Source organism: Streptomyces sp. 17_S59 (genome assembly GCF_056930295.1).
Map to the genome: position 1 here is coordinate 6,572,545 of NZ_JBXOWD010000001.1, position 18,979 is coordinate 6,591,523.

General features: G+C 72.4%; 20 protein-coding genes. 12 read left to right on the top strand and 8 right to left on the bottom strand.

Annotated elements, in window-relative coordinates; genetic code table 11:
- Positions 1-187: 187 nt before the first annotated feature.
- Positions 188-493, bottom strand: a complete 306-nt coding sequence (locus AC1Z4A_RS29705) for a hypothetical protein (protein WP_483683774.1) — start codon at positions 491-493, stop codon at positions 188-190.
- 132 nt (positions 494-625) lie between these two features.
- Here AC1Z4A_RS29705 and AC1Z4A_RS29710 point away from each other — a divergent pair, with 132 nt between their 5' ends.
- From AC1Z4A_RS29710 to AC1Z4A_RS29740, 7 genes are all read left to right on the top strand, one after another.
- On the top strand, positions 626-928 hold the full coding sequence (locus tag AC1Z4A_RS29710; RefSeq protein ID WP_483682958.1) for an urease subunit gamma: 303 nt from the start codon (positions 626-628) through the stop codon (positions 926-928).
- Positions 929-942: 14 nt separating this feature from the next.
- Positions 943-1,254, top strand: coding sequence for an urease subunit beta (locus AC1Z4A_RS29715; RefSeq protein ID WP_483682959.1), 312 nt, complete (start codon positions 943-945; stop codon positions 1,252-1,254).
- Complete coding sequence (locus tag AC1Z4A_RS29720; protein ID WP_483682960.1) at positions 1,247-2,968, top strand: urease subunit alpha; 1,722 nt, start codon at positions 1,247-1,249, stop codon at positions 2,966-2,968. Before AC1Z4A_RS29715 ends, AC1Z4A_RS29720 begins: the two co-directional genes overlap by 8 nt.
- Complete coding sequence (locus AC1Z4A_RS29725) at positions 2,968-3,648, top strand: urease accessory protein UreF (RefSeq protein ID WP_483682961.1); 681 nt, start codon at positions 2,968-2,970, stop codon at positions 3,646-3,648. The genes AC1Z4A_RS29720 and AC1Z4A_RS29725 overlap by 1 nt, the downstream gene beginning before the upstream one ends.
- Positions 3,649-3,903: 255 nt before the next feature.
- Positions 3,904-4,602, top strand: coding sequence for an urease accessory protein UreG (ureG, locus tag AC1Z4A_RS29730; RefSeq protein WP_483682962.1), 699 nt, complete (start codon positions 3,904-3,906; stop codon positions 4,600-4,602).
- Positions 4,581-5,405, top strand: coding sequence for an urease accessory protein UreD (locus AC1Z4A_RS29735; protein ID WP_483682963.1), 825 nt, complete (start codon positions 4,581-4,583; stop codon positions 5,403-5,405). Before ureG ends, AC1Z4A_RS29735 begins: the two co-directional genes overlap by 22 nt.
- 172 nt (positions 5,406-5,577) lie before the next feature.
- Positions 5,578-7,176, top strand: coding sequence for an alpha/beta hydrolase (locus AC1Z4A_RS29740; protein ID WP_483682964.1), 1,599 nt, complete (start codon positions 5,578-5,580; stop codon positions 7,174-7,176).
- Positions 7,177-7,238: 62 nt separating this feature from the next.
- On the opposite strand, the gene AC1Z4A_RS29745 is transcribed toward AC1Z4A_RS29740, so the two are convergent.
- Positions 7,239-8,066 carry a TIGR02452 family protein gene (locus AC1Z4A_RS29745; RefSeq protein WP_483682965.1) on the bottom strand — a complete coding sequence of 276 codons (828 nt, stop codon included), beginning with the start codon at positions 8,064-8,066 and terminating at the stop codon, positions 7,239-7,241.
- A gap of 223 nt (positions 8,067-8,289) precedes the next feature.
- Here AC1Z4A_RS29745 and AC1Z4A_RS29750 point away from each other — a divergent pair, with 223 nt between their 5' ends.
- Positions 8,290-8,682, top strand: a complete 393-nt coding sequence (locus AC1Z4A_RS29750; RefSeq protein ID WP_483682966.1) for an SSI family serine proteinase inhibitor — start codon at positions 8,290-8,292, stop codon at positions 8,680-8,682.
- A 9-nt stretch (positions 8,683-8,691) separates the two neighbouring features.
- Here the strand turns inward: AC1Z4A_RS29750 and AC1Z4A_RS29755 are convergent, their stop codons facing one another.
- The 5 genes from AC1Z4A_RS29755 to AC1Z4A_RS29775 all read right to left on the bottom strand — a co-directional run bounded on the left by AC1Z4A_RS29755 (position 8,692) and on the right by AC1Z4A_RS29775 (position 13,126).
- Positions 8,692-8,850 (bottom strand): hypothetical protein, encoded by a 159-nt coding sequence (locus tag AC1Z4A_RS29755; protein WP_483682967.1) that lies wholly within the window; start codon positions 8,848-8,850, stop codon positions 8,692-8,694.
- A 107-nt stretch (positions 8,851-8,957) separates the two neighbouring features.
- Positions 8,958-9,911 carry a cytochrome c oxidase assembly protein gene (locus tag AC1Z4A_RS29760; RefSeq protein ID WP_483682968.1) on the bottom strand — a complete coding sequence of 318 codons (954 nt, stop codon included), beginning with the start codon at positions 9,909-9,911 and terminating at the stop codon, positions 8,958-8,960.
- An 89-nt stretch (positions 9,912-10,000) separates the two neighbouring features.
- The gene (locus tag AC1Z4A_RS29765; protein WP_483682969.1) at positions 10,001-11,026 is read right to left on the bottom strand and encodes a 6-phosphofructokinase; all 1,026 of its coding nucleotides are present in this window, start codon (positions 11,024-11,026) and stop codon (positions 10,001-10,003) included.
- 102 nt (positions 11,027-11,128) lie between these two features.
- Positions 11,129-11,857, bottom strand: a complete 729-nt coding sequence (locus tag AC1Z4A_RS29770) for a type 1 glutamine amidotransferase (protein ID WP_483682970.1) — start codon at positions 11,855-11,857, stop codon at positions 11,129-11,131.
- Positions 11,858-11,887: 30 nt separating this feature from the next.
- Positions 11,888-13,126, bottom strand: coding sequence for a MurT ligase domain-containing protein (locus AC1Z4A_RS29775; RefSeq protein ID WP_483682971.1), 1,239 nt, complete (start codon positions 13,124-13,126; stop codon positions 11,888-11,890).
- 166 nt (positions 13,127-13,292) lie between these two features.
- Between AC1Z4A_RS29775 and def the strand changes: the two genes are divergently transcribed.
- The gene (def, locus tag AC1Z4A_RS29780; protein WP_483682972.1) at positions 13,293-13,823 is read left to right on the top strand and encodes a peptide deformylase; all 531 of its coding nucleotides are present in this window, start codon (positions 13,293-13,295) and stop codon (positions 13,821-13,823) included.
- Between the two features lie 312 nt (positions 13,824-14,135).
- On the opposite strand, the gene AC1Z4A_RS29785 is transcribed toward def, so the two are convergent.
- Entirely contained in the window at positions 14,136-14,780 is a 645-nt protein-coding gene (locus AC1Z4A_RS29785) for a TetR/AcrR family transcriptional regulator (protein ID WP_483682973.1), read from the bottom strand.
- A 148-nt stretch (positions 14,781-14,928) separates the two neighbouring features.
- On the opposite strand from AC1Z4A_RS29785, the gene AC1Z4A_RS29790 reads away from it, so the two are divergent.
- The 3 genes from AC1Z4A_RS29790 (at position 14,929) to AC1Z4A_RS29800 (ending at position 18,965) form a co-directional block, all read left to right on the top strand.
- Complete coding sequence (locus tag AC1Z4A_RS29790; protein ID WP_483682974.1) at positions 14,929-16,155, top strand: acyl-CoA dehydrogenase family protein; 1,227 nt, start codon at positions 14,929-14,931, stop codon at positions 16,153-16,155.
- A gap of 222 nt (positions 16,156-16,377) precedes the next feature.
- Entirely contained in the window at positions 16,378-16,983 is a 606-nt protein-coding gene (locus AC1Z4A_RS29795; protein WP_483682975.1) for a DUF4352 domain-containing protein, read from the top strand.
- 341 nt (positions 16,984-17,324) lie between these two features.
- Entirely contained in the window at positions 17,325-18,965 is a 1,641-nt protein-coding gene (locus AC1Z4A_RS29800; RefSeq protein WP_483682976.1) for a TROVE domain-containing protein, read from the top strand.
- Positions 18,966-18,979: the final 14 nt, after the last annotated feature.

The following is an 18,979-nucleotide window of genomic DNA, read 5'->3' on the forward strand; positions in this document are numbered from 1 at the left end:
TTCGGGTGGACGCGAGGCGGTCCGACCGTGACGGCTTGCTCCTGGTGAGCCCGCCACCTGCGGCGCAGCGATCTCCCCGAGCGCGGAGTGCGCGTACCGCCCGAGATGATCGCTGCGCGACGTCTACGATCGCCTCCGACGTCTGAAGGAGATCGGGAGAATAATGTTTCCGCTCCTCAGTTCGCCCTCAACTCCGGCCCTGCGGCGGCAACATCACCCGCTGCGCCCGGCGCTCCCCGTCCAGGACCCGCATCGCTCGCGCCAGCGTCCCCGTATACACCTTGCGTTCGCCCCGCTCGTGCATGACCGTGAGCGCGTCGCGCAGCTCCGCGGCCGCGAGCACGAGCCGCTGCGCGGCTCGTAGCCCGCCGTACGTGTCTCGCGCGCGGGCCGGGTTGATCCGTCCGAGGAGATCCAGTACTTCCGGATACCGGTCGACGAGTTCGCCCTCGGCCCGGGTCAGGGCGGGCAGGGGCGGCAGCTCCGGGGGCATCAGCTGCGCGATCACGCCGCCCATGACAACGCAAAGGCTCAGTTAACGCGTTGGAAAAGCTTGCGCCCTAATCTGCAATCAGTGGCCACGGGGAGAAGAACCCCTGGTCAACACTGTGTTGAGGTAGGACGTATGCAACTGTCCCCGCACGAGCAGGAGCGCCTGCTCATTCATGTGGCCGCCGACGTCGCCGAGCGGCGCAGGGCCCGCGGGCTGCTCCTCAATCACCCCGAAGCGGTGGCCCTGATCACCGCGCACATCCTCGAGGGCGCCCGCGACGGCCGCACCGTCGCCGAACTGATGTCCTCCGGACGCAAGGTCCTCACCCGCGACGAGGTCATGGCGGGCATTCCCGAGATGATCCACGACGTCCAGGTCGAGGCCACCTTCCCGGACGGGACGAAGCTCGTCACCGTCCACGAGCCCATAGCGTGACGAGGGGCGTACCGATGAATCCCGGAGAGACGTACCACGCCCCCGAGCCGGTCCGGCTCAACGAGGGGCTGCCCCGCACCCGGCTCACCGTCCTCAACTCCGCCGACCGGCCGGTGCAGGTGGGCTCCCACTACCACTTCGCCGAGGCCAACCCCGGCCTGGACTTCGACCGCCCGGCCGCCCACGGCAAGCGCCTGGACATTGCCGCGGGCACCGCCGTCCGCTTCGAGCCGGGCATTCCCGTCGAGGTCAACCTGGTCCCCATCGCCGGCAAGCGCGTGATCGAGGGACTGCGCGGCGAGTGCGGGGGGCCGCTCGATGACTGAACTGAGCCGCGCCGCCTACGCGGACCTGTACGGGCCGACCGCCGGCGACCGGATCCGCCTCGCCGACACCGACCTCCTGATCGAGATCGAGGAGGACCGCTGCGGCGGCCCCGGCCGAGCAGGGGACGAGGCGGTCTTCGGCGGCGGCAAGGTCATCCGCGAGTCCATGGGCCAGTCCCGCGCCACCCGCGCCGAGGGCACCCCGGACACCGTCATCACCGGCGCGGTCGTCCTCGACCACTGGGGGATCGTCAAGGCCGACGTCGGGCTGCGCGACGGCCGGATCACCGGCCTGGGCAAGGCCGGCAACCCGGACACCATGGACGGCGTCCACCCCGACCTCGTCATCGGCCCCGAGACCGAGATCATCTCCGGCAACGGCCGCATCCTCACGGCCGGAGCCATCGACGCCCACGTCCACTTCATCTGCCCGCAGGCCGCCGACGAGGCCCTGGCCTCGGGCGTCACCACCCTCGTGGGCGGCGGCACCGGCCCTGCCGAGGGCAGCAAGGCCACCACCGTCACCCCCGGCTCCTGGCACCTTGCCCGGATGTTCGAGGCGCTGGAGGGGTACCCCGTCAACATCGGCCTGCTCGGCAAGGGCAACACCGTCTCGTACGACGCGATGCGCGCCCAGCTCCGCGCCGGGGCCGTCGGCTTCAAGATCCACGAGGACTGGGGCGCCACGCCCGCCGTCATCGACGCCTGCCTCGCCGTGTGCGAGGAGAGCGGCGCCCAGCTCGCCGTCCACACGGACACGCTCAACGAGGCGGGCTTCGTCGGCGACACCCTGGCCGCCGTCGCCGGGCGCTCGATCCACGCCTACCACACCGAGGGGGCGGGCGGCGGGCACGCGCCCGACATCATCACCGTGGTCTCCGAGGCCAACGTCCTGCCCAGCTCCACCAACCCCACCCGGCCGCACACCGTCAACACCGTCGAGGAGCACCTCGACATGCTGATGGTCTGTCACCACCTCAACCCCGCCGTGCCCGAGGACCTGGCCTTCGCCGAGTCCCGTATCAGGCCCGGCACCATCGCTGCCGAGGACGTGCTGCACGACCTCGGGGCGATCTCCATCATCTCCTCCGACTCCCAGGCCATGGGGCGCATCGGCGAGGTCGTCCTGCGCACCTGGCAGACCGCGCACGTCATGAAGCGGCGGCGCGGCCCGCTGCCCGGGGACGGCCCGGCCGACAACCGGCGGGCCCGCCGCTACGTCGCCAAATACACCATCAACCCGGCCGTCGCACAGGGCCTCGACCACGAGATCGGCTCCGTGGAACCGGGCAAGCTCGCCGACCTGGTGCTGTGGGAGCCGGCGTTCTTCGGGGTCCGGCCGCAGCTCGTCATCAAGGGCGGCCAGATCGCGTACGCGCAGATGGGCGACGCCAACGCCTCCATCCCCACCCCCCAGCCCGTCCTGCCGCGCCCCATGTTCGGCGCCCTGGGCCGGGCCCCGGCGGCCAACTCGCTCAACTTCGTCACCCAGTGGGCGCTGGACGACGGGCTTCCGGAGCGGCTGGGCCTGGGCAAGCGCTTCGTCCCGATCCGCAGCACGCGCGGCGTCACCAAGGCGGACATGCGGAACAACGACGCGCGGCCGCGGGTGGAAGTGGACCCGGACACCTTCACGGTCACCGTCGACGGCGAGGCCGTCGAGCCGGAGCCGGCGACGGAGCTGCCCATGGCCCAGCGGTACTTCCTCTTCTGATGGCGGCAACCCGTGGTGCCCTGCTCGTGCTCGCCGACGGCCGCTTCCCCGCCGGGGGCCACGCCCACTCCGGCGGCGCCGAGGCGGCGGTCAAGGCGGGGCGGGTGACGGACGGGCCGTCCCTGGAGGCGTTCTGCCGGGGGCGGCTGCACACCGCCGGGCTGGCCGCGGCCGGGATCGCGGCCGCGGCCGCCGCCGGGATCGACCCGCTCGACCTCGACGAGGCGGCCGACGCCCGCACGCCCTCGCCCGCCCTGCGCGCCGCCGCCCGGCGGCTCGGCCGGCAGCTGATGCGCGCCGCGCGGGCCGCGTGGCCGTCGCCCGCGCTCGACGCCCTCGCCGCCGCCCGGCCGCGGGGCGCCCACCAGCCGGTCGTGCTCGGCCTGGCCGCGCGCGCCGCCGGGCTCGGGCCGCTGGACGCGGCCCATGCCGCGGCCTACGAGTCGGTGAGCGGGCCCGCCACGGCGGTGGTGCGGCTGCTGAGCCTCGATCCGTTCGACGCGGTGGGGGTGCTGGCGCGGCTGGCGCCGGAGCTGGACGACGTGGCCGTGCGGGGCGCCGATGCGGCGCGGCAGGCACGGGACGAGGGCCTCGACGCCCTGCCCGCGCCCAGCGCGCCGCTGCTCGACATCACGGCGGAGCAGCATGCGGGGTGGCCGGTGCGGCTCTTCGCGACGTAGGGGGGTGTTCCCCCACCCCGCCCCTTCCCGTAACTGGGGCTTCGCCCCAGACCCCGGACCGCGCTTCGCGCGCCACGCGGCGGAGCCGCACATCGAGCGCAGCCTCAAACGCCGGACGGGCTGAAATTCAGCCCGTCCGGCGTTTGAGGAGCGGGGGTCCGGGGGCGGAGCCCCCGGTTACGGGAAGGGGCGGGGTGGGGGAAAGCGCCGCAGGCCCCCCGCACCCACTCAACTCACCCAACCCCCGGAGGGACCATGCACCTCGACCACCCCGACGCCTACCCCCACCGGCACACCTACAGCGCCGCCGCCTCCCCCCTCCGCCCCGACGGCACCCGCCGCGCCCTCCGCATAGGGCTCGGCGGACCCGTCGGGTCCGGAAAGACCGCGACCGTCGCCGCCCTGTGCCGCACCCTGCGCGACCGGCTGTCCATCGCCGTCGTCACCAACGACATCTACACCCGCGAGGACGCCGAATTCCTGCTGCGCAACGCCGTGCTGCCGCCCGAGCGGATCACCGCGGTCGAGACCGGCGCCTGCCCGCACACCGCCATCCGCGACGACATCTCCGCCAACCTCGAAGCCGTCGAGGACCTGGAGGAGTCGGTCGGTCCGCTCGATCTGATCCTCGTCGAGTCGGGCGGCGACAATCTCACCGCCACCTTCTCCAAGGGGCTCGTCGACGCACAGGTCTTCGTCATCGACGTGGCCGGCGGCGACGACATCCCCCGCAAGGGCGGCCCGGGCGTCACCACCGCCGACCTGCTCGTCGTCAACAAGACCGACCTCGCCCCGTACGTGGGCTCCGACCTGGACCGGATGGCCCGCGACGCCGAGGAGCAGCGCGGCGGACTGCCCGTCGCCTTCACCTCGCTGGCCGCCGAGGACGGCGTGGGGCCGGTCCGCGACTGGGTGCTGGAGCGGCTCGCCGCATGGACGGCAGCCGCAGCATGACAACCGCGCTCGCTCCGGCGCCCGCTCCCGCGCCCGCCACCGGGCTCCGCGCCGACGCGCGCATCGTCGCCGCCTCCGACGGGCGCGGCGGCACAGCCCTGCCCGTCCTCGCGGGCGACGGCCCCTTCGCGCTGCGCAGGCTGCGCCCCTGTGGTGCGGAGGCGCGCGTGTGCCTGGTCGGCGCCATGAGCGCCCCGGTCGGGGGAGACGTGCTGGGCCTCACGGCCGTCGTCGAGGACGGGGCCGCGCTGCGGTTCTCGACCACGGCCGCGACACTCGCCCTGCCCGGCCGCACCGGCGCACCGGCCGTGTACCGCACCCGGCTGACCGTCGGCGACGGTGCCGTGCTGCACTGGCTGCCCGAGCAGTTGATCTCCGTACGGGGCAGCGACCTGCGCCAGAGCACGCACGTCGACCTGGCGGCCGGGGCCCGGCTCGTGCTGCGCGAGGAGCAGGTGCTCGGCCGCTCCGGCGAGCCCACCGGCCGCCTCGCCGCCCGGCTGACCGTGCGCCGGGCCGGCCGGCCCCTCCTGGACCAGGAGCTGTCGTACGGGCCGCACGTGCCCGGCTGGGACGGCGGCGCGGTGCTGGGCGGCCACCGGGCCGTGGGCCAACTCCTGGTGGTCGACCCGGCCTTCGATGAGTGTCCGGTGACGGCCCGGCCGCTCGGCGCGGCGGCCGCCGTCGTGCCGCTCGCCGGGCCGGCGGCTCTGGTGAGCGCGGTCGCGCCGGACGCCCTGAGTCTGCGAAAGCTCCTGGATTCCGCGGCATTTGAGCTGGGTGTCGGAGTACGGGCGATTTGAAGTCACTTGCGGCGTACGACGCCACACGTGGCTTCCTGTGTGACCTCTCTCTTACGGATTAGTAAAGAACGCCCGCTCGGACTGTCCTTTGTGGCAAGGGAGACGAAAGGATCGTGCAGACCACGTGATCACCGCCGCTGTGAAGCGGCGTATCCATCAGGGGGATCCCTACGTGAGACCTTCAGCGATATTCGGTGCTGCCGGCACAGTGGTGACCGGCGCCCTCGTCGCAGGATTCCTGACCGCCCCGGCCGCGAACGCCGAGGAGTACGTGCCCGGCGGCGCCGCCGAGGCCAAGGGCGTGCAGACCGCCGCCGCCCGGGCGGCCAAGACCGGCGTCAACTGGCAGGACTGCCCGGCCGACTGGGGCATCGACAAGCCCATCCAGTGCGGCTGGGTCACGGTGCCCGTCGACTACGCCAAGCCCAACGGCCGCACCATCAAGATCGCGGTGGACCGGGCCCGCTCCACCGGCACCGCGAGCGAGCGTCAGGGATCCCTCGTCTACAACCCGGGCGGCCCCGGCGGCTCCGGCCTGAAGTTCCCCAAGCGCGTCACCACCAAGAGCCCGCTGTGGACGAAGACTTCGAAGGCCTACGACTTCGTCGGCTTCGACCCGCGCGGCGTCGGTCACTCGGCCCCGATCTCCTGCATCGACCCGCAGGAGTTCGTCAAGGCCCCCAAGGCCGACCCGATTCCGGACAGCGAGGCCGACAAGCGCGCCCAGCGCAAGCTCGCCAAGGAGTACGCGGACGGCTGTGCCGAGCGCAGCGGCGGCATGCTGCCGTACATGACGACCGCGAACACCGCCCGTGACCTCGACGTCATCCGCGCGGCCGTCGGCGACAAGAAGCTCAACTACATCGGCGTCTCCTACGGCACCTACCTCGGCGCCGTCTACGGCACGCTCTTTCCGGGCCACGTCCGCCGCCTGATCGTGGACAGCGTGGTCAACCCGGACCGCGAGAACATCTGGTACCAGGCCAACCTGGAGCAGGACATCGCGTTCGAGGGCCGCTTCAAGGACTGGGAGAACTGGGTCGCCAAGTACGACTCCGTCTTCCACATCGGCGACACCCAGGCCAAGGTCCAGAAGGAGTGGGAGAAGCTCCGGGCCGCCGCCAAGAAGCAGCCCATCGGCGGGGTCGTCGGCCCGGCCGAGCTGACCAACTTCTTCCAGAGCGCCGCCTACTACGACTCCTCCTGGGTCTCCGTGGCCGACACCTGGAAGAAGTTCCGCTCCGGCGACCAGCAGGCCCTCGTCAAGGCCGCGGGTCCGGACCTGTCCGACACCAAGGGCAACATCGCCTCGGAGAACGGCAACGCCGTCTACACCGCGGTGGAGTGCGCCGACGCCAAGTGGCCCACCAGCTGGCGCAAGTGGGACCGCGACAACACCCGTGTCCACCAGCAGGCACCGTTCATGACCTGGGCCAACGCCTGGATGAACCTGCCCTGCGCCACGTGGAAGGGCCCGCAGTACAACCCCGTCGAGGTCGCCACCCACAAGGGCCTCCCGGCGACCCTCATCGTGCAGTCCACCCGTGACGCCGCCACCCCGTACGCGGGCGCGGTCGAGCTGCACAAGCGCTTCCGCGGCTCCGAGCTCATCACCGAGCAGGGCGCCGGCTCGCACGGTGTGACCGGCCTGGCCAACCCGTGTATCAACGACCGCGTGGACGCCTACCTGCTCACCGGCAAGACCGACGGCAAGGACGTGACGTGCGCCCCGCACGCCACCCCTGCGCCGCCGAAGGCCGAGACCAAGTAATCGGCTCTCGCCCGCACTCCACACCGCGCCCCGGTCCGCTCCAGGACCGGGGCGCGGTGCCGTCAGCGGGACTCCGGCCCGAAGACCGCCGCGAAGGCCGCCCGCGTCGGGGAGTCCGCGCGGCGGTCCAGGACCGCGAAGACGACCCGCTCGAAGCGGTGCGCGAAGCGGCCCGCCCCCGTCAGATGGCCGGCGAAGGCCGCCGCGACCTGCGCCGGGTCGTTGCGGAAGACCCCGCACCCCCAGGCGCCGAGCACCAGCTGCCGGTAGCCGTGCGCGGCCGCCACCTCCAGCACCCGTCCGGCCCGCTCCGCCAGCGCCGCCGGGATCTCGCCGGCCCGGTCCGGGGTGCGCTGCGCGATCACCCCGGCATTGGGCGCAGGAGAGGTCAGGAACCCCACCCGGTACGGGGCCGGGAGCAGCGCGTCCCGGTCGTCGCGGAAGACGGGGACGCCGGGGGAGTGGATAACCCGGTGGCTGTAGAACGGATCGCGGTCGGCGCGGTGGGTCTCGTAGTACTCCGGGGCCCGGAGCAGGCAGGTGTACAGCGCGGAGCCCCGGCAGACCGCCTCCTCCTGCGCCTGGGCGCCGTTGAGGTAGCCGCCCCCGGGATTGCGGGCGGAGGCGAAGTTGAGCACGGCCACCGGGCCGTCCGCTGCCAGGCGGCGGGAGGCGTCCAGGCTGCCCTCGGCGGTCACCTCGAACTCCGTGGCCGCCACCGGCTCCGCCTCCGGCACGTCCACCGGGCCGGGACCGTACAGCCGCGTCCCCCGGCGGGCCCGCTCGATTTCCGCGGCGAACTCCACCCACTGGCCGTCCGGGGCGGTGTAACCGCCCGCCGCCACGATCTCCTCCGTCGCCCTCGCGACCCCGCGCAGCCTTGCGCTCATGCGCCCTCCCCCGTTCCGTCCTTCTTCACAGGCGCCGACCCTAGATGCGGCGCCGACCCGCCGCGAGGGGTTTTCCGCAGGTCGGGTCAGGCCACGGCCCGGCCGATCGGGTGGCCGGCCGCCGCCGGCCGGGGGACGTACCCGGTGCGGCGGCTTGCCGCGCAGCGCCCCGCGCGGTGGCCTGACCCGGCCCACCTCGCGCTCCGGGAGAAGACTCGCACCGATGTCCCTACGCAGCACCACGGCCGCGGCCACCGCCGCCACCGCTCTCCTCGCCCTGCCCCTGGCCCCGGCGGCCGCCGACGACACCAAGGAGGAGGGGCGGCTCTTCCTCACCGTCTCCGGCTCCCAGAACACCTGGGTCCGGGGCATCCGGCTGGTCTGCCCCGCCACCGGCGGCCACCATCCGCACGCGGCCGAGGCATGCCGGGGCCTGGCGCTGGCCCACGGCCGGTTCGAGGAGCTGCCCGGCGAGAAGCAGGTCTGCACCCGCGAGTACGACCCGGTCACCGCGACCGCCGACGGGGACTGGCACGGCACGCCCGTGGCCTGGCGGCGCACCTACCCCAACGCCTGCGCCCTCGACTCCGCGACCGGAGCGGTCTTCCGCTTCTGACGGGCCGCGTCACGTACCGCGCGCAGCCAGCGTCCCTATGGCGGCCAGGCCCAGCACGGCCCAGGTGAACCACAGCCAGCCGTTGCTGCCGAGGGTGACCGAATAGGCGGTCACAAGGACCAGCCCGCCCACCGTCAGTCCCGCCATCGTCTTCGCGGACCCGGGCATTGCCGCACCTCCTCACGGCGGTCCGGGCGCAGATGTGCGAGGACCGCGGCCAGGAGACCATCGTCTCCCCGCCGCGGTCCGTACCGCCATACCTCCGGACGCCCCGGTCAGCGTCCCCGGGCCTGGAGCGAGGCCAGATAGGCGTTGTACTCCGCCAGCTCCTTGTCGCCGTCCCGCGCCGCGTTCCGGTCGTGCCGCCGCGCCTGGCGCTGCTCGGAGCGGTACCACTGGAACACCAGGGCCAGCAGCACCACGACCGAGGGGATCTCGCTGAATGCCCAGGCGATGCCGCCGCCCGCCTTCTGGTCCTCCAGCGCATCGATGCCGAGCGAGGCCGGCGGGTGCATATAGGTGCCGATCATCGGCTCCGTGGCCATCATCAGCGCGATGCCGAAGAACGCGTGGAAGGGCATGCCGGCGAACAGCTCCAGCATCCGCATCACATAGCCCGGCCGGTGCGGGCCCGGGTCCACGCCCATGATCGGCCAGAAGAACACCAGGCCCACGGCGAGGAAGTGCACCATCATCGCGATGTGCCCGGCCTTGCTCTCCATCAGGAAGTCGAAGAGCGGGCTGAAGTACAGGGCGTACAGGCTCGCAATGAACATCGGGATCGTGAACGCCGGGTGCGTGATGATGCGCATGTAGCGGCTGTGCAGCAGGGCCACCAGCAGCTCGCGCGGCCCCTTGCGGCCGCGCCCGGCCGCCGGCAGGGCGCGCAGGGTCAGCGTCACCGGGGCGCCCAGCAGCAGGAGGATCGGGGAGAGCATGCTGATCACCATGTGCTGCACCATGTGCACGCTGAACATGACCATGCCGTAGTCGTTGAGCTTGGTGCACATCACCAGCGCGATGCTGAGCACACCGAGGACGAAGGCCACCGTACGGCCCATCGGCCAGGCGTCACCGCGCCGCCGCAGCCGCACCACGGCCCAGCCGTAGAGCCCCAGTCCCAGCAGGCAGCCGATCATGAAGAACGGTTCGCCACTGAACTGCAGACCCCGTTCCAGCGTGAACGGCGGCATGTCCATATGCATCATGCCGTGCCCGCTGTGATCCATCCGCTCTCTCCCATTTCGCACCAATGCGCCGGGACCAGAGTAGAACCGCCGTGCCCCGCGCCCTCACCCGGGGCTACGGGGTGTCCGGCTCACAGCACGCAGTCGACCTCGGCGTACCGCTCGGTCGGCACCGTCTTCAGCTGCTCGACCGCCTCTGCCAGAGGCACCAGGCCGATGTCCGTGCCGCGCAGCGCCGTCATCATCCCGAACGCCCCCCGGTGCACGGCCTCCACGGCATGCCAGCCGAACCGCGTCGCCAGTACCCGGTCGTAGGCGGTGGGCGTGCCACCGCGCTGCACATGACCGAGGATCACCGGACGCGCCTCCTTGCCCAGCCGCCGCTCCAGCTCGTCGGACAGCTGGCGGGCCACCCCGGCGAAGCGCTCGTGCCCGTAGACGTCCGTACCGCCGGTCTCGAAGGCCATGGAGCCCTCGCGCGGCTTGGCCCCCTCGGCGACCACCACGATCGCGAACCGCTTGCCCGCCGCGAAGCGGGCGCCGACGACCTCGGTGAGCCGGTCGACGTCGAAGGGGCGCTCCGGCACGACGATCGCGTGCGCGCCCGCCGCCATGCCCGAGTGCAGGGCGATCCAGCCCGTATGACGCCCCATCACCTCGACGATCAGGACCCGCTGATGGGACTCCGCGGTCGTCTTGAGCCGGTCCAGGGCCTCCGTCGCCACCCCGACCGCCGTGTCGAAGCCGAAGGTCACATCGGTCGACGCGATGTCGTTGTCGATGGTCTTGGGGACGCCCACGACCGGCAGCCCGGCGTCGGACAGCAGCCGCGCCGCCTTGAGGGTGCCCTCGCCGCCGATCGGGATCACCGCGTCCAGGCCGAGGTCGGCCACATGGCCCTTCGCCCGCTCGACGCCGTCCCGCAGCTGCTCGGGGCGCACCCGCGAGGAGCCGAGGATCGTGCCGCCCGTGGCCAGGATGCCGGCCACGGCGTCCAGGTCCAGCTTGCGGTAGTCGGCCTCCAGCAGACCCCGCCAGCCGTCGTGGAAACCGATCACCTCGTCGCCGTGGTCGACGACCGCCCGGTGCACGACGGAGCGGATGACGGCATTGAGCCCGGGGCAGTCGCCGCCGGAGGTGAGAACACCGATGCGCATGACAGGGAAACCTTCGCAACAGGGCCGGTGGACCGGACCCCGTCGTCCGGTGGAATCCCCGCCACCCTAGCCGTCGAGGGCGGCGGGGAGGACAACCGTCCGCTATGCGGGCTGTGTCGCCGCGGCGATGCGCTCGGCGCGCAGCGCCTCGTACCAGCGGTCGTCGACCGGCGGCAGGGCGTTCACGTCCAGCGCCAGCTTGATCAGCAGGTCCGAGATGTGTGGGTTGCGGGCCATGACCGGGCCGTGCATGTACGTACCGAAGACGGTGTCGTTGAACGCGCCCTCGGTGCCGTCGCCCGTGCCGTTGCCCTTGCCGAAGCGCACCCGGGCGAACGGGCGGGCCGTCGGGCCCAGGTGGGTGACGCCCTGGTGGTTCTCGAAGCCCGTCAGCGGCGGCAGGCCGAGCTGCGGGTCGATGTCGGCGAGCACGTCGCCGACGCAGCGCTCGCCCTCGCCCCGGGTGCTGATCACGTCCAGCAGGCCCAGGCCCTGCTCGCGCTGGCCCAGGTCGTTGATGAACTCGTGGCCCAGGATCTGGTAGCCGGCGCAGACCGAGAAGACGATCGCGCCGTTGGCCACGGCCCGGTTCAGGCCGCCGTCGCGGCGCAGCCGCTCGGCCGCCAGCCGCTGCGGCCGGTCCTCGCCGCCGCCGATCAGGTAGATGTCACCGGAGGTGGGGATCTGCTGGTCGGAGCGGACGTCCACACGCTGGACGTCCAGGCGGCGCTGGTGGGCGCGGCGTTCCAGGACCAGGACGTTGCCCTGGTCGCCGTAGGTGCTGAGCAGGTCGGGGTAGACCCACACCACACGCAGACTGTTCTGGCTCATGCTCACAATCCTTTGAGTGCTGCCCGTGGGTCAGTTGCCGACGACGCGGCGGATGTCCTGGAAGGCGGTGTAGTTCGCGATGACCTCGATCTTGCCGGGCGGGGCCATCTGCACCGCCTCGTCGAACGTCTCGCAGACCCGGAAGTCCACGCCCGCGACCTCCAGGCGCACGGCCAGGTCCAGCTTGCGGTCGCCGATGACCATGATCGGGTGGCCGGCGAGGCGGGTGTAGTCCACGTCCCACAGCCACGAGGTGTCGGTGCCGTCCGCGCCGCGGGCGTTCACCGACAGGACCACCGGCGCCGGCGGCCCGTCGATCAGCGAGAAGGTCTCCAGCCAGCCGGCCGGGTTCTTCGCCAGCAGCAGCCGCACCTCACGGCCGGAGTAGTTCACCACGTCGTACCGGCCGGCCACGGCCTGCACCTGGTACATCCGCTCCAGGGCCACCTGCGGGGGCACCCCGAAGGTCGCGGCCACGGCGGCCGAGGTGGTGGCGTTGGCCTTGTTGGCCCGGCCCGGCAGCTGGAGGTGGATGGGCCACGCGGAGCCGTGCGGGTCGAGGACGTAGTCCCCCGACAGCGCCCAGCTCGGCGTGGGCCGCCTGAAGCCGCACTCGCCGCAGAACCAGTCGTCGCCCGGGCGCTGCATCACGCCGCCGCAGGAGGGGCACGACCAGGCGTCGTCCTTCCACTCCTGCCCGGCCGCCACCCACACCACGTTCGGCGAGGACGAGGCGGCCCAGACGATCAGCGGATCGTCGGCGTTGGCGATCACCACGGCCTTGGTGCCGGCCAGGCCCTCGCGCCACTTCTCCGCGAGCATGCGGGTCTCGGCGGCCCGGTCCAGCTGGTCGCGGGAGAGGTTGAGCAGCGCTATGGCCTTCGGCGAGGTGTCGCGTGCGACGCCCGCCAGGTACTTCTCGTCCACCTCGATCACGCCGTAACGGGCGTCCGAGCCGCCCGCCAGGGCGGAGGTGATGCCCGCGGGCATGTTCGCGCCCAGCGCATTCGACACCACCGGCCCGGAGGCGCGCAGCGCCTCGGCGATCAGCCGTGTCGTCGTGGTCTTGCCGTTGGTGGCCGACACCAGCACCACGTCCAGGTGGGTGGCCAGCCGGGCCAGCAGGTCGGGGTCGAGCTTGAGTGCGACCTTGCCGCCGATCACCGACCCGCTGCCGCGGCCCGCGGCCCGCGACACCGCCGCAGCCGCCTTGCCCGCCGTCACGGCCAGCTTGGCCCGCGGCGACAGCGGCCCCGAGTTGCCTGCCATCGTCCTAGATCCTCCTTGTTCCGGCGCCGTTGCCCTTTTACCTGGTCAGCCGGTGGAACGCCCCCTCCGTGCCGAGCGCCGGCCAGGAGGCTTCGGTCGGGGATCAGCCTATCGAGATCCTGCCGCGGGCCCGAACCCGCGGCCCGGGGATCGTACGCTTGGGCCCATGCGCAGAGGCACCATTCCCGGCAGTTCAGGACGTGTACGACCCATGCGGCTGCTGGGGGACAGGGGGCTGGCGAGCCCCTGCGAGGAGGTCACGGAGTTCGATGCCGGGACGGCCCGCCTGGTCGAGGACATGTTCGCGACGATGTACGCGGCCGGTGGCGTGGGACTCGCCGCGAACCAGATAGGCGTGCCGCTGCGGGTCTTCGTGTACGACTGCCCGGACGACGAGGACCGGCGGCACGTGGGGCACGTCGTGAACCCCCGGCTGGTGGCCGCGGAGGGAATCGTGGTGCGGGGGCCGGAGGGCTGCCTGTCGGTGCCGGGGGTCGAGGCGGGTACGGAGCGCTTCGACGAGGCGGTGGTGGAGGGCTTCACGGCGGAGGGGGAGCCGGTGCGGGTGCGGGGGACGGGGTTCTTTGCGCGGTGCCTGCAGCACGAGTGCGATCACTTGGACGGGGGGTTGTATCTCGACCGTCTGACGGGTGTGCGGAGGTGGCGGGCGCTGCGGGCTGCGCGGAAGGTGGGTTGATTCCCCACCCCGCCCCTTCCCGAAACTGGGGGCTGACGCCCCCAGACCCCAGGGGAGGGAACGGGGGCTGCGCCCCCTGCCCCGCCCCTCGCGCTCCGCGCGGGGGCGAAGCCGGGGCTGCGCCCCAGGCCCCCGGTTCGGGGTACGAATTCAGCCCCTCTGGGGGCACCTCCCAGCGGTAGCTGGGGGAGTTTGAGGAGCGGGGGTCCGGGGGCGGAGCCCCCGAAGCCCCGCCCCCGCGCGGAGCGCGAGGGGCCCGGGGCCCGGGGGCTTGCCCCCGGTTACGGGAAGGGGCGGGGTGGGGAAAACCCCTCAGAACCCCGGGCCGTCCGCCCGGTCGCCCGAGACCGCCAGCCGACCCCACAGCAGGTCCGCCAGGTATCGCACCAGCTGCCCCCGCGGGAACGGCCGCTCCCGCAGCCACCAGTCGCCCGCCGCATGCATCATGCCGACAATCCCGTGACCCCAGGCCCGCGCCAGCTCCTCGCCGTCCGCGTCCAGGTCCACCCGCTCGAGGATCACCTGGGCCAGCTCCTCGCCCAGCCGCCGCAGCAGCGGAGCGGAGTGCCGGCCGACGTCGAAGCCCTGCTCGGTGGGCTGGCCCTCGTCCGCGGGGTGCATCAGGAACCGGTACACCTGCGGGCGCGCCTCTATCGCCGCGAGGTAGTTGTCCAGGGTCGCCTCGACCCGCTCGCGGCGCTCGACGGGCGCGTCCAGGGCCGCCCGCAGCCCGGCCAGCAGCGCATCGGTATGCCGGGCGGCCAGCGCCCGGTACAGCCCGCCCTTGTCGCCGAAGTGCCGGTAGAGGATCGGCTTGGTGATCCCCGCCTCGGCCGCGATGGCGTTCATCGACGCCCCCGGTCCGTCCCGCAGCACCACCCGGTCCGCCGCCTCGAGCAGCACCTTGCGCCGCTCCTCCGCAGCCCGCTGCTGCTCGTCCCGCTGACTGGTCCCCATCAGACGTGCCTCCCGCCCCAATGCTCAAAAACGCATGCGCAACGTAACACCCGCACCACGCAATGAATTCGGCGGGCGGCGCCGTTGACAGACGCTACCAGTGGGTAACATACTCCCGTTACCGCAGGTAATAGTGCTGGGAGGGGACATGGGGGAGTTCACGCCGGAGCTGAACGACGACCAGCGGGCCGTCCGCGACTGGATCCACGGCTTCGCCGCCGATGTGATGCGCCCGGCCGCCGCGGAGTGGGACGAGCGCGAGGAGTTCCCCTGGCCCGTGGTCCAGGAGGCGGCCAGGATCGGCCTCTACTCGCTCGACTTCTACGCCCAGCAGTTCTTCGACCCCACGGGCCTCGGCGTCCCCATGACGCTCGAGGAGCTGTTCTGGGGGGACGCGGGGCTCGGTCTGGCCATCGCGGGGACCGGCCTCGCCGCGATCGGCGTCCTGACCAACGGCACCGACGAGCAGATCGGCACCTGGGTGCCGCAGATGTACGGGGACGCCCAGGACGTCAAGGTCGCCGCCTTCTGCTCCTCCGAGCCCGACGCCGGCTCCGACGTCTCGGCCATGCGCACCCGCGCCGTCCACGACGAGGCCAAGGACGAGTGGGTCCTCAACGGCACCAAGACCTGGGCCACCAACGGCGGGATCGCCAACGTCCACGTCGTCGTCGCCGTGGTCGACCCCGCGCTCGGCGCCCGCGGCCACGCCTCCTTCATCGTCCCGCCCGGCACCCCGGGGCTCTCCCAGGGCCAGAAGTTCCGCAAGCACGGCATCCGCGCGTCCCACACCGCCGAGGTCGTCCTCCAGGACGTCCGGGTACCCGGGCACTGCCTGCTCGGCGGCAAGGAGAAGCTCGACGAGCGGCTGGCCCGCGCCCGCGAGCGCGCGGCCGGCGGCGCCGAGCGGTCCGGGAACGCGGCGATGGCCACCTTCGAGGCGTCCCGGCCCGCCGTCGGCGCCCAGGCGGTCGGCATCGCGCGGGCGGCGTACGAGGTGGCCCTCGACTACGCCCGTACCCGGGTCCAGTTCGGCCGCCCGATCATCGACAACCAGGGCGTCGCCTTCCAGCTCGCCGACATGCGCACGAGCATCGACGCCGCGCGCCTGCTCGTCTGGCGCGCCTCGTGGATGGCCTCCGCCAACAAACCCTTCACGTCGGCGGAGGGCTCGATGTCCAAGCTCTTCGCGGGCGAGACGGCGAAGAAGGTGACCGCCCAGGCCATGCAGATCCTCGGCGGCAACGGCTACACCCGCGAGTACCCGGTGGAGCGTATGCACCGGGATGCTGCGATTTACACCATTTTCGAAGGCACGAGTGAGATCCAGCGGCTGGTCATCGCCCGGGCGCTGGCGGGGGTGCCGATCCGGTAGACCGCCGCCGGGCCGCCGCCGGGGCGGCGCTTTCGGTGCATACCCTCCGTGCTGACGGATTTCGCCCGGGTTTCGTCGTGAGACGCGAGTGAGACGTTGCCACGATTTGATCACTCAACTGTCACAGGAGTCCCATCAGACCCCCCGTTGGCTGAAAACGCATCAGCCATGACGTAAGAATGTGCACGTCAAAAAACGAACCACCTACGGGGGATCAGCACCATGCGTCGTCATCTCGCCACCGTCGCCGTCGTCGTCGCGCTCGCGGCCACCGCCACCGCCTGCAACGGTGACGACACCGCCGCGAAGCCCGACAACACCGCGTCGGCCGACAAGAGCCAGGCGCCCAAGGACAACGGCCCCGCGCAGGACAAGCCCGCGGACAAGCCCTCCCAGGACAACGGGGGCAACCGCGTCGCCGGCAACACCGTCACCCTCAAGGGCAAGGACGCCGGTGTCCAGATCGGGGTCACCCTCAAGAGCTTCGCCGACCCGGCGCAGAGCGACAACAAGTTCATGAAGCCGTCGCCGGGCAAGCGCTGGGTCGCCGCCCAGTTCGAGATCGCCAACACGGGCACGGCCGTCTACGACGACAGCCCCGCCAACGACGTGAAGGTCATCGACGAGGCGGGCCAGGAGTACACCCACACCCTCGGCTCGACCACCGTGGGCCCCAACCTGCCGGGCACGGTCAAGCTGAAGCCGGGCGAGAAGGCCCAGGGCGTGGTCGTGGTCTCGATGCCCGAGAGCGCCAAGTCCGCCAAGGTCCAGTACACCCCGGTCTCCGGCTTCGCCAAGGAGACCGCGGAGTGGACCATCAAGAAGTGACCCCGCGGCCGCGCCCGTGATTAAATCGCGGGCGCGGCCCCCGGCTTGCCCGTTAGGGTGAGGCCGGTCAACACACTCGCACCTCCCGGTGCGCAGGGCCAGGCTCCTTCTTGTGGTGAAAGCGCCGGTCCCGTTCTCGATCTCGGGAGGCCAGGCATCGGCGGTGCCCGGTGCGCAGACGATCGTTACTTCCTTCAGATGGACGAGGCGCGGGTTCGAATCCTGCTCGCCGCTCCGGCGGCGGTAGCTCAGCGGCAGAGCGCGTTACGTACACGATCGTCGACTTGATCTCGGGCACCGCCTTTGCCACCCTCCCGTCACCACGGGGGATTTCACGACTCATGGCCCGCTTCAACGCCCGTACCGCCCGCCCCGCCGCGGCCTCGCCCGTCACCTCGACCGGCGAGCGCACACGTACCCACGAGGGCGCCACCGGACACCTCCGCGACGCGCGCGGCGAGTTGTTCCTGCTCGCCGTCGGCAACTTCGTCGGCACCGACACCTTCTACGAGAAGGCCGGGGACCGCGACGACCGCTACGCCCGGCTGGTGCGGCAACTGGCCGTCGAGGACCCCGAGTGGACCGTCGCGTTCCTGCGCTGGCTCCGCGCCGGGGCCAACATGCGCACCGCCGCCCTGGTCGGCGCCGCCGAGTTCGCCGCCGAGCGGCTGAGCCGGGGCCTCCACGGCCACTCCCGGCAGGCGGTCGACGCCGTGCTCCAGCGGGCCGACGAGCCGGGCGAGCTGCTCGGCTACTGGACCGGCGCATACGGACCGAGCGTGCCCAAGCCCGTCAAGCGCGGCATCGCCGACGCCGTGCAGCGGCTCTACACCCAGCGGTCCCTGCTCAAGTACGACACCGACTCCAAGGGCTACCGCTTCGGCGACGTCCTCCGGCTCGTCCACGCGAGGCCCGCACCCGACAGGCCCCGGCAGGGCGCGCTGTTCCGGCACGCCGTCGACCGGCGCAAGGGCCGGGGCGAGGCGGTCCCCGAAGAGCTGGCGATGCTGCGCAGCCGCGCCGGGCTGGCGGCGCTCCCGGTCGAGGAGCGGCGGGCGCTGCTGCGCACCGCCGGAGCACCGGAGGCGCTCGAGGCCGCGGGCATGACGTGGGAGGCGCTGGCGGGCTGGCTCCAGGGGCCGCTGGACGCCGCCGCCTGGGAAGCCGTCATCCCGTCCATGGGCACCATGGCGCTCGTCCGCAACCTCCGCAACTTCGACCGGGCCGGAGTGAGCGACGCGGTCGCCGAGCGGGTCGCGGCGCGCATCGCCGACCCCGAACAGGTCGCCGCCGCACGGATGTTCCCCTTCCGCTACTGGGCCGCGTACCGGCACACCGCCTCGCTGCGGTGGGCACACGCGCTGGAGAAGGCCGTCGCCGCCTCGCTCGCCAACGTGCCCGCCCTGCCGGGCCGGACGCTCGTCCTGGTGGACCGGTCCCCGTCGATGTTCCCCGGCTACGCCTACTCCACCCCGACCACCTCCGACATCCCGCTCGCCGAGCAGGCGGCCGTCTTCGGAGCGGCCGTGGCACTGCGGGCGGAGCAGCCCACGCTCGTCGAGTTCGGCATGCGCAGCAATGTCCTGGACGTGCCGAAGGGCGGCAGCGTGCTGCGGCTCGTCGAGCGGTTCGGGCAGATCGACGGCACCGACATCCCGCTCGCGGTCCAGCAGCACTTCCGGGGCCACGACCGGATCGTGGTGGTGACGGACGAGCAGACCCGGCCGGGCTGGCTGCCCTCCAACGCCCACGCCTACGGCGGCATGCCGGAGACGCACATCGACGCCCTGGTCCCGCGCCATGTGCCGGTCTACATGTGGAACATGGCCGGCTACCGCGCGGGCGCCGCCCCCTCGGGCGGGGACAACCGGCACGCCTTCGGCGGGCTCACCGACGCGGCCTTCCGCATGATCCCGCTGCTCGAGGCCGGGCGCACGGCGCACTGGCCCTGGGAGGACGGCCCCGCGCACCGGGGTGCGTGAGCCGCCCTCCGCGG

Excerpts from the sequence above, each read along its gene's own strand:
- AC1Z4A_RS29785 (WP_483682973.1), bottom strand. The coding sequence starts at position 14,780 with ATGGGGACCAGTCAGCGGGACGAGCAGCAGCGGGCTGCGGAGGAGCGG.
- def (WP_483682972.1), top strand. The coding sequence starts at position 13,293 with ATGCGCAGAGGCACCATTCCCGGCAGTTCAGGACGTGTACGACCCATG.
- AC1Z4A_RS29720 (WP_483682960.1), top strand. The coding sequence starts at position 1,247 with ATGACTGAACTGAGCCGCGCCGCCTACGCGGACCTGTACGGGCCGACC.
- AC1Z4A_RS29710 (WP_483682958.1), top strand. The coding sequence starts at position 626 with ATGCAACTGTCCCCGCACGAGCAGGAGCGCCTGCTCATTCATGTGGCC.
- AC1Z4A_RS29735 (WP_483682963.1), top strand. The coding sequence starts at position 4,581 with ATGGACGGCAGCCGCAGCATGACAACCGCGCTCGCTCCGGCGCCCGCT.
- AC1Z4A_RS29765 (WP_483682969.1), bottom strand. The coding sequence starts at position 11,026 with ATGCGCATCGGTGTTCTCACCTCCGGCGGCGACTGCCCCGGGCTCAAT.
- AC1Z4A_RS29770 (WP_483682970.1), bottom strand. The coding sequence starts at position 11,857 with ATGAGCCAGAACAGTCTGCGTGTGGTGTGGGTCTACCCCGACCTGCTC.
- AC1Z4A_RS29725 (WP_483682961.1), top strand. The coding sequence starts at position 2,968 with ATGGCGGCAACCCGTGGTGCCCTGCTCGTGCTCGCCGACGGCCGCTTC.
- AC1Z4A_RS29795 (WP_483682975.1), top strand. The coding sequence starts at position 16,378 with ATGCGTCGTCATCTCGCCACCGTCGCCGTCGTCGTCGCGCTCGCGGCC.
- AC1Z4A_RS29760 (WP_483682968.1), bottom strand. The coding sequence starts at position 9,911 with ATGGATCACAGCGGGCACGGCATGATGCATATGGACATGCCGCCGTTC.
- AC1Z4A_RS29775 (WP_483682971.1), bottom strand. The coding sequence starts at position 13,126 with ATGGCAGGCAACTCGGGGCCGCTGTCGCCGCGGGCCAAGCTGGCCGTG.
- AC1Z4A_RS29705 (WP_483683774.1), bottom strand. The coding sequence starts at position 493 with ATGCCCCCGGAGCTGCCGCCCCTGCCCGCCCTGACCCGGGCCGAGGGC.
- AC1Z4A_RS29745 (WP_483682965.1), bottom strand. The coding sequence starts at position 8,066 with ATGAGCGCAAGGCTGCGCGGGGTCGCGAGGGCGACGGAGGAGATCGTG.
- AC1Z4A_RS29800 (WP_483682976.1), top strand. The coding sequence starts at position 17,325 with ATGGCCCGCTTCAACGCCCGTACCGCCCGCCCCGCCGCGGCCTCGCCC.
- AC1Z4A_RS29715 (WP_483682959.1), top strand. The coding sequence starts at position 943 with ATGAATCCCGGAGAGACGTACCACGCCCCCGAGCCGGTCCGGCTCAAC.
- AC1Z4A_RS29790 (WP_483682974.1), top strand. The coding sequence starts at position 14,929 with ATGGGGGAGTTCACGCCGGAGCTGAACGACGACCAGCGGGCCGTCCGC.
- AC1Z4A_RS29750 (WP_483682966.1), top strand. The coding sequence starts at position 8,290 with ATGTCCCTACGCAGCACCACGGCCGCGGCCACCGCCGCCACCGCTCTC.
- ureG (WP_483682962.1), top strand. The coding sequence starts at position 3,904 with ATGCACCTCGACCACCCCGACGCCTACCCCCACCGGCACACCTACAGC.
- AC1Z4A_RS29755 (WP_483682967.1), bottom strand. The coding sequence starts at position 8,850 with ATGCCCGGGTCCGCGAAGACGATGGCGGGACTGACGGTGGGCGGGCTG.